The sequence below is a fragment of the Enterobacter cloacae complex sp. ECL411 genome (genome assembly GCF_021869665.1).
Taxonomy (GTDB): domain Bacteria; phylum Pseudomonadota; class Gammaproteobacteria; order Enterobacterales; family Enterobacteriaceae; genus Enterobacter; species Enterobacter intestinihominis.
In genome coordinates this window covers 4,200,155-4,213,715 of record NZ_CP091486.1, presented here as the reverse complement: position 1 = coordinate 4,213,715, position 13,561 = coordinate 4,200,155, and the positions used below count along the sequence as shown (strand labels likewise).

The following is a 13,561-nucleotide window of genomic DNA, read 5'->3' as shown; positions in this document are numbered from 1 at the left end:
CGTGGCAATGGTTAGAGTATTTAAAAGCCATTGTCACGCTTTTTTTGCATTAAAATAGCTTTCTCTGCCGCAAGAATAATAAAAATAATGCCGGTATGATTTTTATTTATTTATGTGAGTGGAAAGTCATGAAGAAAATTCTATATCTTGCGTTGTTGGCTGTAGCGACAAAGTGTTGTGCCACCGGTATGGTTCCAGAAACATCGGTTTTATTAGTCGATGCACAAAAAGGCGAAGCCAGTATGAATGTTAAAAATACGGATTCGCAGCCTGCATTGCTTTATACAAACATTGTAGATTTACCTGATAGCGATAAATCTATTCGTTTAATCGTTTCTCAACCTGTAGTCCGTGTCGACGCCGGGGAAACACAGCGAATGCGTTTTCTGCTGCAAACCAGCAAACCCATGAAGTATGAAGAACTTAAACGCGTCACGTTCGAAGGCATTCCTCCAAAGGAGAAAGGAGAAGATAAAGTTGCGTTGACTATCCGCCAGGATCTTCCTGTTGTAATTCATCCTGCGGGTCTACCTGAGGAGACGCAGCCATGGAAATTTTTGACATGGAACAAAAAGGGTGATGGCCTGGTTATCAACAATCCCAGCGATTACGTTGTTCGTATAACGGCATCCTTTAAAACATTACCCTCAGGAAAAGCGGGTGTGCTGGATAAGACCTACATCCTTCCTCACACCTCGATAAAAACAACATTACCAAATTTCTCTGATAATAAAGTTGAATTCTATCCGGCGAGTCGTTACGGCTATAAAGGGGATCGCTTTACTACAGATTTGAAGTAAGCCTCTATAAGGACAGCAAAGGATATGCAGCAAAAAACGTTACTCGCCTGTCTCATTGGCCTGGTCTGTTCTGGCCAGGCGATGGCTCAGCAGATGGAAACTGCTGCCATTAATTTTGATCAGGAAACGCTTCGTTCACTGGGGATAAACCCGGACGTATCAAATTATTTCTCTCGCAAGACGAAGTATTTACCGGGTAGCGTTTCCGTCGCCCTGAAGGTGAATGGTGATAATAAAGGCAACGTTATTGCTCGTTTCGACAACAACGGCGATCTCTGTTTCGACAAACCTTTTATGGAGCAGGCAGGATTAAAAGTTCCCTCTGACTATGAGTCCGGCTGCTACGATTATACCGGTCATATCCCGAGCGCTATTGTGGAGGCTTCGCCTGCGCAAGAATCTCTAAGTCTGGTTGTACCGGCGGATCGGATAGCAAACAGCGAATCGGATATCGGAGCTTATACTTCCGGTGGCACTGCTGCGCTGTTGAATTATTCTCTTCTCTCCTCGCGCAATGAGTTTGGTGACGGGCACTCAGACTATTCACAGGCCATGCTGGACGGTGGGGTCAATTTCGACGACTGGATCTTACGTACTCAGCAACTGCTGAGCCGGAGCGACGGAGAATTCGAGAGTAATAACTCGTCGACCTATTTGCAGCATACTTTTGTCCCCCTGAAAAGTACCCTGAGGGCGGGCGAGGTCAATATCAATAACTCCCTTCTTCAGGGAACGGGAATCTATGGTATCGAGCTTTCACCGGAGAGCGCCTTACAACAGGGCGGTAGCGGAGTGAGCGTGTCCGGTATCGCCAATACGCCTCAGGCCCGTATTGAAGTGCGTCAGCAAAATGTTCTGGTGTACAGCACACTGGTGCCGGTCGGGCCGTTTAATCTCACCGATGTGCCGGTACGTAACGGCGTTAGCGATCTGAACGTGACGGTAGTGGAAACCGATGGCAGCCAGCACAGCTATGTGGTGCCCGCAGCGCTGTATAACCAGAGCGCAGGGGCGCCTTCAGGATATCACTTCGCGCTGGGACGAGTGAGCGATAGCTATAGTGAAACGCCATGGGTAGCCAGCCTTTCTGGAGGCTGGAAACTAAGCGAACGGGTGAATGTCAACGCAGGCTCAATCGTAGGCGAAGATTACCAGGCTGTCGCCACCAGCCTTGATACAGTGCCGCTACCAGCCTGGCTTGTTTCACTCCAGGCGAACCAGTCCAACGATTCGAAAGATTCACTGAAAGGGCAGAGGTACACGCTATCGGCAACATGGAGTTCTGACCCCGCATTTGGCATGGGGGCTAACGCCTCTGTTACGCATAAATCGCAAGACTATCGCGAACTTTTTGAAGCACTGGATGATGATTTCGACAGCGGTAATAAAAATGAGTATTCCGCCGGGCTGACCTGGAGTGTGCCCTACTTAGGCACGCTTAGCACCAGCTACTACCAAACGCAGGGTTATGATAAGTCAGATGATTCCCGCTTCATCTCTGCGGGTTGGAACAAGTCATTCAAGTACGCCACGATTTCCATGAACTGGCAACATCAGTTGAGTGCAGATGAGGAGAATGAGGATGATGGCGATCTGTTCTACGTCAACTTCAGTATTCCTTTTGGTGCCAGCAATAGCGTTAGCCTGTACAGCCGTCATGATGACCATAAAACGCGGTATGGCGCCTCTGCGCTTGGCGTTGTAAGTGATACCACATCCTGGTCGCTGGGAGCTGAACACGATCAGGCCACGAATCGCGATAATGTAAACGGTGGGATAAGCAGCAACCTTCACTATACGCAGCTTGGCCTGAGCGCCAGTTCGGATAACGAGAATAGCCGCAGCTATTCAGGATCGCTACAGGGGGGCATCGCGGTTCATGGACAAGGCGTTACGTTCTCTCCATGGGCGATCCGCGACACGTTCGCGATCGCTGCTCTGGATAAACCCGTCTCCGGTGTGAGGATTGACACGCCCCAGGGGCCGGTATGGACCGACTTCCGTGGTCAGGCAGTGGTACCGTCAGTGGGAGCCTGGCGCCCAGCGCGGGTAGAAGTGGATACGGAAACATTGCCGAAAAATATGGATATCGGGAATGGAACCCGTGTCGTCACGCTTGGCAAAGGAGCGGTAGGGCATCTTGATTTTACTGCGTTAACCCAGCGACGTGCACTGGTGAACGTTACCCTGGCAAACGGTAAAAAGCTGCCGAAAGGGATCGCCCTTGAGGATTCGCACGGAAATTATCTTACGACCTCAGTGGATGACGGCGTGGTCTTTTTTAACGATGTTGAACCTGCTCAACAGGTGGTGGCAAAACTGGATAACGGCACCTGTGCATTTGGTCTGAAGCTTCCGAAAGAGGCAAATACCGATACATTCTATGAAACTGTCAATGAGGTGTGTAAATGAAGGCGCTTTTTTTAGCCGTGTGCGCAATGGCGTTTTCTCTGCATGCTATGGCTGACTGCCAGTTAGTATCAAGCCAGCAAAAACTCAGCTATGGCCGTATGAGTGCCGCAGAGCGCCAGGCGGAAGGGAACACGTTGATTGAGATGCCGGAGAAACAGATTGTCCTGAACGTGATATGCGATGAACCGTCGCGTATTCGTCTCTTTCTGGGCAGTAACGTACCGAAAGGGCATGAATTTGGTTTTGGTGATAACGGCGTCATGCGCATTACTGCCGCGCAGGCAACGGTGGACGATCGTACAGTCAATCTGGCGGCTATCCATGCCGGCGACCCGTGGGTTACCAATGGCGGCGTGAGAGAGATCGCGCCAGCGCTTAACGAAGGGATTGCGTTTATCAACGGTCAGGAGCTGCGGGGAAAAACGGCGTCTGTCACGCTTACCATCAAACCGCGCTTCAAAAGTAACCATATTACGGACAGAGAAGTGTGGCGCGGAAATTTACGCGTAAGGATGGATGTACAATGAAAAAGCGTATAGCGCTATTACTCTGCGGAATGTCTGCCGCTTCAGCGGTATGGGCAACTGATACGGTCAATATTGATGTGGATGTCACCGTTGACGCTGCCGCCTGTACACCGGCGTTGAGCAATGGCGGTGTGGCAGATTTCGGCACGCGCTATGCGGGGTCGCTCTCCTCCAGCGCATTCACACAGCTTGGTACTCGCGATCTTACACTATCGGTGACGTGTGAATCTTCTACGGGAGTTGCGATTACCGCGCGTGATACCCGCGCCAGTTCCGTGGTCGTTGGCAAAGATAAATCCGGGCAAGAAGGGGTAAAATTCCAGATAAATAACGGTGCCTATGTGCGTGATACGACCCGCCTGTTTGGTTTAGGATTGACCAGCGAGCAGAAGCCGATTGGCAGTTATGGGGTGCAAATTAACGCGGCAGGCGTGACGGCAGCCGACGAAAGTGCCGCTGTTCAGGTGGAGATCGCCGGGGCCGCGACCAAAAATGGTCCATGGACGCGCACGACGCTATTGCCCTTGCCGACCCAGCAGGACTTTTTCTATACGTTTGTGCAAAAAGGCACGGATATTCCGCAGCCGATCTCATCGGCGGTTGTTCCGCTACAGGTGAGCGCCGCTGTCGCCAACGGGCTTGGCAGCGGGCAAGAGATCAAGCTGGACGGCGAGGCGGTGATTACGCTGGTCTATTTATAATCTCTTTTCTGTAAAAGAATATCGAAAATAGACGCGCCAGTTCACCACTGGCGCCGCACTTACCAGGTCTGCAAAGAGGCTGCGGTTTGTAGACCTGATAAAGCGTAAACAGGCTGATACGTCTCCGGATGAGATTTCCTGAAGCGATAATTACCGTTTAAAGGTCACCGCTTCCGGCTGCGTCAGATGCAGCGTTGTCTGGCTGGGTACCGTCTCGGCGATAACCCGCCCGTGACGAACAGAATAACGCGCAGGCGTCTGGCGACGAACCGCATCAAAGCCATTTTCGGCCGGTAAAACAACCAGGTTCGCAGAATTACCCACCTTCACGCCGTAGTCCTGCAGGTTGAGCGTTTTCGCGCTGTGGGTGGTGATCAGATTCAGCCCGTCGTTAATCTGCCCGTACCCCATCAGCTGGCAGACGTGTAAACCCATATGCAGCACCTGCAACATATTGGCGGTGCCCAGGGGATACCACGGATCGAAAACGTCATCATGCCCAAAGCAGACGTTGATCCCCGCCTCCAGCATCTCTTTCACGCGCGTTACGCCGCGGCGCTTAGGATAGGTGTCGAAACGGCCCTGAAGGTGGATGTTCACCAGCGGATTGGCGACGAAGTTGATGCCCGACATTTTCAGCAAACGAAACAGGCGGGACGCGTAGGCGCCATTATAGGAGTGCATCGCTGTGGTATGGCTGGCGGTAACGCGCGCGCCCATCCCATCACGGTGCGCCAGCGCGGCGACGGTTTCCACGAAGCGCGACTGTTCATCATCGATTTCGTCGCAGTGTACGTCGATCAGCCTGTCGTACTTCTGCGCCAGTGCGAAGGTTTTGTGCAACGACTCCACACCATACTCGCGGGTAAATTCAAAGTGCGGAATTGCGCCAATAACGTCCGCCCCCATACGCACCGCCTCTTCCAGCAACGCTTCACCGTTGGGATAAGAAAGAATGCCCTCCTGGGGGAACGCCACGATTTGCAGATCGACCCACGGGGCGACCTCCTGCTTCACTTCCAGCATCGCTTTCAGCGCCGTCAGCGTGGGATCGGAGACGTCAACGTGAGTACGCACATGCTGAATGCCGTTGGCCATCTGCCATTTCAGCGTCTGCATTGCGCGGGTCTTAACATCTTCGTGGGTGAGCAGCGCCTTACGTTCAGCCCAGCGCTCAATCCCCTCGAATAAGGTACCAGACTGGTTCCAGCTCGGTTCACCAGCCGTTTGAGTGGTATCCAGATGGATATGCGGCTCAACGAAAGGGGGAATGACCAGCCCGCCTTCAGCATCAAGCACCTGGCCCACCGGTGACGATGCCGCGTCCTGCGGTTCAATACGGCTAAAGCGCCCGTTTTCAATTGCGATCTGCCATAACCCCTCTTGCCCCTGTAAACGGGCCTGACGAATGGTGAGGGTATTATTCTGCATGGGGAGCCTCCGGGGCGGTAGCAAAGGTACGTCTGACAAAGGGGGTTAACAGAAGGTAGCTGAATACGCCACCGAGGACCGCATTCACCGGCACTATACCGGGAATAATATTCCCGGCAGCCACGCCGAGCGCGACCGAAAGAATGGCTACCCAGTTGACCGGCACAAAGGTAGCGCTATGGAAGCTGGCGTAGCGGCGGCGGTTGATCAGATAGTCGGCGATAATCACCCCACCGACGGGAGGGATCGCCGCCGACAGAAAGGTGAGCCAGCCGACAAAGTTATTGTACAGCCACAGCGCGCAGAGCGTGCCGATAATACCGTTAACCACCGACAGCGTGCGGCTGGAAAGGCCGGTCACGTTGGCAAAGCCCAGACCCGACGCATAGAGCGCGTTATCGTTGGTTGTCCAGATGTTCAGGCCGAGAACGATAATGGCGGGCAGCAGTAGCCCCTGAGCGATCATCACGTCCGAGATATCCGCCTGTCCAACTGCCGCGGCGCCTGCCGCACCGAAGATAAACATCAGCGAGTTGCCAAGGAAAAACGCCACCATTGCCACCACCACGGCGCCTTTCGCGTTACGCCCAAAGCGGACGAAGTCGGCGGTCAGCGTTCCGGCGCTGATGAAGGAGCCGACGACCAGCGCCAGCGCGCCTGAAAAATTGAGCGGGGTCTGTGGCACCATCGCTTTTAAATGATCCAGCCCGCCCACGCCGTCCACCGCCAGCCAGACGGAGTAGCTGCCGAGGATAACTATCGCGGGAACGGCGATGATCGACAGAATCGTCAGCGCTGAGATACCAAAGAAGATGGTCATAGTCATCAACAGACCGGATACCGCGATCAGGATATTGACGTCGATGCCCGTGGCTTTACTCACCGGGATGGCAAACATCGCTACGCCGACGCCAAACCATCCTACCTGCGTACCGCCTAAAAGCATGGAGGGAAGCCAGGAACCTTTTATACCGAACGAGTAACGCGCAAGAAGATGGGTTGAGAGGCCGGTTTTTGCGCCAATGTAGCCAAGAAAAGCAGTGTAAATACCGAGGAGGAGATTGCCGAAGAGAACTGCGAGGAAGAAATCATTATAGGAAAGACCGGTACCGAGCGTACCTCCGGTCCACATACTGGCGGAAAAAAAGGTTAACCCTAACATCACAAAAGTGAGTGGAATCACGCCTTTCCGCGCCGCCAGAGGGACGGGGCCCTGGCTATAATTGTTATCTTGCGACACAACGCCTCCTTGAATTTTGGCCAAAAAATCCGCCGCATAATATACATTTTTTTCATGAAAGCAAACGTTTACGTCAGGATTTACGCTGCTTTTTTGCTTAAAAAGGTATCATTAACTTAAGGGCAGGCTACTGAAAACAGGCTCCCCAGCGTTCCGCTTTATGCTTCTGCCGGGGAGTCAGAGGGGCTTACACTTCCAGGAAGTTCATGATCCCGTCAGCCGCTTTACGGCCTTCGGCAATCGCCGTGACCACCAGGTCAGAGCCGCGAACGATGTCGCCACCGGCGAAGATTTTCGGGTTGCTGGTCTGGAACGCGTTGTCGCTGCCTTCCGGCGCAATTATGCGGCCCTGAGAGTCCAGCTCTACGCTGTGCTTCGCCAGCCACTCCATGCTGTGAGGACGGAAACCAAACGCCATCACCACGGCGTCAGCCGGGATCACGTGTTCAGAACCGGCCACGATCTCCGCGCGACGACGGCCTTTCGCATCCGGCGCGCCCATCTCCGTGCGCGCCATCTTCACGCCGCTCACTCTACCGTTGGCATTCACCTCAATACCCAGAGGCTGGATGTTGAACTGGAACTCCACGCCCTCTTCACGCGCGTTTTTCACTTCGCGCTTAGAGCCCGGCATGTTCTCTTCGTCACGACGGTAAGCACAGATGACGTGCGCCGCGTTCTGACGAATGGAGGTACGCACGCAGTCCATCGCGGTATCACCGCCGCCCAGCACCACCACGCGTTTGCCTTCCATGCTGACGAACGGCTCATCGGCGGTCTCGCCGTAGCCCATTAGCTGTTTGGTATTCGCAATCAGGAACGGCAGCGCGTCGTACACGCCTGGCGCATCTTCGTTCTCCAGACCACCGCGCATGGACTGATAAGTGCCTACGCCCAGGAACACGGCGTCGTAATCTTTCAGCAGGTCGTCGAGCTGCACGTCGCGGCCCACTTCGGTGTTGAGTTTGAACTCAATGCCCATGCCGGTGAAGATTTCGCGGCGGCGGGTCATCACCTCTTTCTCCAGCTTGAAGGCCGGGATACCGAAGGTCAGCAGGCCGCCAATCTCAGGGTGGCGATCAAAGACCACCGCCTTCACGCCGTTACGGGTCAGCACGTCCGCACAGGCCAGGCCTGCCGGGCCCGCGCCGATAATCGCCACGCGCTTGTCGGTTTGACGCACGCCGGTCATATCCGGACGCCAGCCCATTTCGAACGCTTTATCGTTGATATAGCGTTCGATGTTGCCGATGGTCACCGCGCCAAACTCGTCGTTCAGCGTACAGGAGCCTTCACACAGACGATCCTGAGGGCACACGCGGCCGCACACTTCCGGCAGGGTGTTGGTCTGATGAGACAGCTCGGCGGCTTCAAAAATACGCCCTTCGTTGGCCAGCTTCAGCCAGTTCGGGATGTAGTTATGGACCGGACACTTCCATTCGCAGTAAGGGTTACCGCAGGACAGGCAGCGGTCTGCCTGTGCTTTGGCCTGGCCTTCTGAAAACGGCTCGTAGATTTCAACAAATTCAATTTTACGGATCTTCAGCGGTTTCTTTGGCGGATCAACACGCTGAAGGTCGATAAACTGGTAAACGTTCTGGCTCATCTGAATTCCTTACTGCGCCTGCACGCGCAGCTCTGCTGCGCTACGACTACGGTGACCCAACAGGGCTTTAACATCGCTGGACTTCGGCTTAACCAGCGCAAATTTCGCAGAGAACGCCGGCCAGTTGGCCAGGATCTCTTCGCCGCGCGAAGAACCGGTATGCTGCACGTGTTCGGTAATTAAGCCGCGCAGGTGTTCTTCGTGGATGGCCAGCGTATCAACGTCCAGCACTTCCACCAGTTCCGGGTTCACGCGTTTGCGGAACTCACCGTCTTCATCCAGGACGTAGGCAAAACCGCCCGTCATGCCCGCCCCAAAGTTCACGCCGGTTTTACCCAGGACGCACACAATTCCGCCCGTCATGTATTCACAGCCGTTATCGCCGATGCCTTCCACCACGGTGATGGCACCGGAGTTACGCACCGCAAAACGCTCGCCCGCACGGCCCGCGGCAAACAGACGACCGCCGGTTGCACCGTACAGACAGGTATTGCCGATGATGCTTGCTTCATGGCTGCGGAAGGCTGAACCAACCGGAGGACGCACCGCCAGCAGACCGCCCGCCATGCCTTTTCCGACGTAGTCGTTGGCATCACCGGTCAGGTATAACTCAACGCCGCCCGCGTTCCACACACCGAAGCTCTGACCCGCGGTACCGCTGAAGTGCGCGGTAATCGGATCCGACGCCAGGCCCTGGTCACCGTGCGTTTGCGCGATGTAACCGGAGAGGGATGCACCCACGGAACGATCGGTGTTGCGGATATCAAACCAGAACGTTTTGCTCTGCTTCTCATCCACGTACGGCTTCGCCTGTTGCAGCAGCTGCGCGTTCAGCACGCCGTTGTCGAACGGCGGGTTGTTCTCGGTGCAGTAAACCGCTTTGCCAGGATGCGGCTGAGCGGTTTCCAGCAGCTTAGACAGCTCCAGCTTCTGCTGCTTGGCCGTGAAGCCCTCAAGCTCTTTCAGCAGGTCGGTACGGCCAATCAGATCCACCAGACGCTTCACGCCCAGCTGCGCCATCAGCTCGCGGGTTTCACGGGCGATGAAGTCAAAGTAGTTAGTCACTTTGAACGGGAGGCCGTGATAGTGATTCTTACGCAGCTTTTCATCCTGGGTAGCAACGCCCGTTGCGCAGTTGTTCAGGTGGCAAATACGCAGGTATTTACAGCCGAGCGCAACCATCGGGCCGGTACCGAAGCCGAAGCTTTCCGCACCCAGAATCGCCGCTTTGATGATGTCGAGGCCGGTTTTCAGCCCGCCGTCTACCTGCAAACGGATTTTGTGACGCAGGCCGTTGGCGACCAGCGCCTGCTGGGTTTCCACCAGACCAAGCTCCCACGGACAACCCGCGTATTTTACGGAGGAGAGCGGGCTTGCGCCGGTGCCGCCGTCGTAGCCGGCGATGGTGATCAAATCCGCATAGGCTTTCGCCACGCCGGTGGCGATGGTGCCAACGCCCGGCTCGGAAACCAGCTTCACGGAGATCATCGCTTTCGGGTTGACCTGTTTCAGGTCGAAAATCAGCTGCGCCAGATCCTCGATAGAGTAAATATCGTGGTGCGGCGGCGGGGAGATCAGCGTCACGCCCGGCACCGAGTAGCGAAGCTTAGCGATGTACGGGGTGACTTTATCACCCGGCAGCTGACCGCCTTCACCCGGTTTTGCCCCCTGCGCGACCTTAATCTGGATGACGTCGGCGTTAACCAGGTACGCAGGCGTTACGCCGAAACGGCCGGACGCCACCTGCTTGATACGGGACACTTTATTGGTGCCGTAACGGGCAGGATCTTCACCGCCTTCGCCGGAGTTGGAGTTGCCGCCGATGCTGTTCATGGCTTCCGCCAGCGCTTCGTGGGCTTCCGGGCTCAGCGCGCCGATGGACATCGCCGCGGTATCGAAACGTTTGAACAGCTCAGATGCGGGTTCAACCTCGTCAATGCTGACCGCTTCCTCACCCGGATTGAGGGCAATGAGATCGCGCAGCGTCGCCGCCGGACGGTTGTTCACCAGCTCAGCATACTGCTGATAATCGCTGTACTCGCCGCTTTGCACCGCCTGTTGCAGTGTGCGCACCACGTCCGGGTTATAAGCGTGATACTCACCCCCGTGAACGTATTTCAGCAGACCGCCCTGTTCCAGCGGCTTACGTGCCAGCCAGGCGCGTTTCGACAGGTTCACCAGATCCTGCTGGAAGTCAGCAAAGCCTGCGCCACCGATACGGCTGATCACGCCCTGGAAGCAGAGGTTGGCAACGTCGTCATGCAGACCGACCGCTTCAAACAGCTTCGAGCAGCGGTAAGAGGCGATGGTCGAGATGCCCATTTTGGACATGATCTTGTACAGACCTTTATTGATGCCGTTACGGTAGTTCAGCATCACAGCACGGTAGTCTTTATCGATCGCGCGGGTATCCACCAGGCGGGCCAGTGTTTCGTAGGCCAGATACGGGTAGATCGCCGTGGCGCCAAAGCCTAACAGCACCGCAAAGTGGTGCGGGTCGCGCGCGCTCGCAGTTTCAACGATGATGTTGGCATCGCAGCGCAGGCTCTTGTCCACCAGACGCGTCTGGATAGCCCCCACCGCCATGGGTGCAGGTACCGGCAGACGGTTTTTCGCGATGTTGCGGTCAGACAGCACCAGCAGAACGGTGCCGTTACGCACCATCTGCTCGGCTTTGTCGCACAGCGCGTTCACCGTCTCTTCGAGGCTCGTTTCGGTCACGTCGAAGGTGATATCGAGCGTGTCGGCGCGATAGTGCTCCTCGGTCATGGTGGTGAGCTGTTTGAAATCGGAGTACAGCAGGATCGGTGATTTAAAGGTCAGACGGTGCGCCTGGCCTTCGGCTTCACAGAATACGTTCATCTCACGGCCGATGCTGGTGGCCAGCGACATGACGTGGGCTTCGCGCAGCGGATCGATTGGCGGGTTGGTGACCTGCGCAAACTGCTGACGGAAATAGTCGTAAATAATGCGTGGCTGGCTGGAGAGCACAGCAAACGGGGTATCGTCACCCATTGAGCCGACCGCTTCCTGGCCGTTTTCGCCGAGCACGCGAATAACCGAGTCCAGCTCTTCCGCGCTGTAGTTAAACTGCTTCTGGAAGCTCGCGAGGGTGTCATCGTCCAGCTCGCGGCTACCCACTTCTTCGTCTGACAGATCTTCAAACGGCACCAGACGACGCACGTTTTTCTCCATCCACTCTTTGTACGGATGGCGGCTCTTCAGATCGTTGTCGGTTTCAGCAGAGTGCAGAATACGCCCACCGCGGGTGTCAATCACCATCAGCTCGCCCGGTCCGACGCGGCCTTTCTCGACCACTTCGTCTGGCTGGTAATCCCAGATACCCACTTCAGAGGCACAGGTGATGAGCTTGTCTTTGGTAATGACATAGCGCGCCGGACGCAGACCGTTACGGTCCAGGTTACAGGCGGCAAAACGTCCGTCGGACATAACGATGCCTGCCGGGCCATCCCACGGCTCCATGTGCATGGAGTTAAAGTCAAAGAACGCGCGCAGCTCAGGGTCCATATCCGGGTTGTTCTGCCAGGCCGGCGGTACAAGCAGACGCATGGCGCGCACGATATCCATCCCGCCCGCCAGCAGCAGTTCCAGCATGTTATCCATTGAGCTGGAGTCCGAGCCGGTTTCGTTCACGAACGGCGCGGCATCGTGCAGGTCCGGGATCAGCGGGGTCTGGAACTTATAGGTACGGGCGCGGGCCCACTGGCGGTTACCGGTGATGGTGTTGATCTCACCGTTGTGCGCCAGGTAGCGGAACGGCTGAGCCAGCGGCCAGCGTGGAACGGTATTGGTGGAGAAGCGCTGGTGGAACAGGCAAATGGCCGATTCCAGACGCAGATCCGCCAGGTCCAGGTAGAAGCGCGGCAGGTCAGCCGGCATGCACAGACCTTTATAGATGTTCACCAGGTTAGAGAGGCTACAGACGTAGAACTCTTTATCGTCCTGAAGACGTTTTTCAATGCGGCGGCGGGCAATAAACAGACGGCGTTCCATATCACGCGGACGCCAGCCCGCAGGCGCGTTGACGAAAATCTGTTCAATACGAGGCAGCGAGGAGAGGGCGATTTCACCGAGCACCCCTTCGTTGGTTGGCACATCGCGCCAGCCGACAATCGACAGGGTTTCACGCTGAAGTTCTTCTTCAACGATGCGGCGTGACGCGGCAGCTTTTTCAGGATCCTGATTCAGGAACAGCATACCGACAGCGTAGTTTTTAGCTAAACGCCAGCCGCGCTCTTCCGCCACGATGCGGAAGAAACGATCCGGTTTTTGCAGCAGCAGACCGCAACCGTCGCCGGTTTTACCATCGGCAAGGATGGCGCCACGGTGCTGCATACGGGCCAGTGCGTGAATAGCAGTACGCACTACCTTGTGGCTAGGTTCGCCTTCTATGTGGGCGATCAGGCCGAAACCACAGTTATCCTTCTCAAGGGATTTATCGTACAACATATCAGTGAACCTCCCCAGGCTCGTCGGGCTTCCCACTGAACTTTACCGTGGCGCACAGGCGCAGAAAGAGCATGGCGACGGGGTTAGCGTTTCATACGCGGACCTCGCATTCGCCCTCTTTTTCATCCTTTCGCGCAGGTAAACAAGTTTGAGGACTTGCTTCAGAGGGAATCTCAATTACTGCATAAATATGATGAGCAGGCCGCTCATCCAGAAAGCTTCCAGCGGATTCCCAACTTATCGGGAATTGGTACACAGGTCAAATGGCAATCTTATTTATACAAAAATGTGCTAAAGAGTGCTCATATTGTTGTTTTTATTGATTATTTCACTATTTTTACAACCACTTAAAGCGCCGGGAAGGTGCAGGGGAG

8 protein-coding genes are annotated in these 13,561 nt (G+C 55.4%); 4 read left to right on the top strand and 4 right to left on the bottom strand.

What is annotated here, in order from left to right:
• The first annotated feature begins 128 nt into the window (after positions 1-128).
• The 4 genes from L3069_RS20180 to L3069_RS20165 are packed head-to-tail and all read left to right on the top strand — an operon-like array spanning position 129 to position 4,440.
• The gene (locus tag L3069_RS20180) at positions 129-800 is read left to right on the top strand and encodes a fimbria/pilus chaperone family protein (protein ID WP_022649549.1); all 672 of its coding nucleotides are present in this window, start codon (positions 129-131) and stop codon (positions 798-800) included.
• 24 nt (positions 801-824) lie between these two features.
• Entirely contained in the window at positions 825-3,212 is a 2,388-nt protein-coding gene (locus tag L3069_RS20175; RefSeq protein WP_038416803.1) for a fimbrial biogenesis usher protein, read from the top strand.
• On the top strand, positions 3,209-3,739 hold the full coding sequence (locus L3069_RS20170; protein WP_038416802.1) for a hypothetical protein: 531 nt from the start codon (positions 3,209-3,211) through the stop codon (positions 3,737-3,739). Before L3069_RS20175 ends, L3069_RS20170 begins: the two co-directional genes overlap by 4 nt.
• Complete coding sequence (locus tag L3069_RS20165; RefSeq protein WP_022649546.1) at positions 3,736-4,440, top strand: DUF1120 domain-containing protein; 705 nt, start codon at positions 3,736-3,738, stop codon at positions 4,438-4,440. The genes L3069_RS20170 and L3069_RS20165 overlap by 4 nt, the downstream gene beginning before the upstream one ends.
• A 150-nt stretch (positions 4,441-4,590) precedes the next feature.
• Here L3069_RS20165 and codA read toward each other — a convergent pair whose 3' ends face one another.
• The 4 genes from codA to gltB all read right to left on the bottom strand — a co-directional run bounded on the left by codA (position 4,591) and on the right by gltB (position 13,187).
• Positions 4,591-5,871 carry a cytosine/isoguanine deaminase gene (codA, locus tag L3069_RS20160; RefSeq protein WP_038416801.1) on the bottom strand — a complete coding sequence of 427 codons (1,281 nt, stop codon included), beginning with the start codon at positions 5,869-5,871 and terminating at the stop codon, positions 4,591-4,593.
• Entirely contained in the window at positions 5,861-7,111 is a 1,251-nt protein-coding gene (gene codB, locus L3069_RS20155) for a cytosine permease (RefSeq protein ID WP_038416800.1), read from the bottom strand. Before codB ends, codA begins: the two co-directional genes overlap by 11 nt.
• Before the next feature lie 187 nt (positions 7,112-7,298).
• Positions 7,299-8,717, bottom strand: coding sequence for a glutamate synthase subunit GltD (gene gltD, locus L3069_RS20150; protein ID WP_023298729.1), 1,419 nt, complete (start codon positions 8,715-8,717; stop codon positions 7,299-7,301).
• A 9-nt stretch (positions 8,718-8,726) separates the two neighbouring features.
• Entirely contained in the window at positions 8,727-13,187 is a 4,461-nt protein-coding gene (gltB, locus tag L3069_RS20145) for a glutamate synthase large subunit (protein ID WP_022649542.1), read from the bottom strand.
• Positions 13,188-13,561 lie beyond the last annotated feature (374 nt).

What these genes read in the sequence shown, in the direction of transcription:
- L3069_RS20170 (WP_038416802.1), top strand. Translation starts at nt 3,209, where the DNA reads ATGAAGGCGCTTTTTTTAGCCGTGTGCGCAATGGCGTTTTCTCTGCAT.
- L3069_RS20165 (WP_022649546.1), top strand. Translation starts at nt 3,736, where the DNA reads ATGAAAAAGCGTATAGCGCTATTACTCTGCGGAATGTCTGCCGCTTCA.
- L3069_RS20180 (WP_022649549.1), top strand. Translation starts at nt 129, where the DNA reads ATGAAGAAAATTCTATATCTTGCGTTGTTGGCTGTAGCGACAAAGTGT.
- L3069_RS20175 (WP_038416803.1), top strand. Translation starts at nt 825, where the DNA reads ATGCAGCAAAAAACGTTACTCGCCTGTCTCATTGGCCTGGTCTGTTCT.
- gltD (WP_023298729.1), bottom strand. Translation starts at nt 8,717, where the DNA reads ATGAGCCAGAACGTTTACCAGTTTATCGACCTTCAGCGTGTTGATCCG.
- gltB (WP_022649542.1), bottom strand. Translation starts at nt 13,187, where the DNA reads ATGTTGTACGATAAATCCCTTGAGAAGGATAACTGTGGTTTCGGCCTG.
- codA (WP_038416801.1), bottom strand. Translation starts at nt 5,871, where the DNA reads ATGCAGAATAATACCCTCACCATTCGTCAGGCCCGTTTACAGGGGCAA.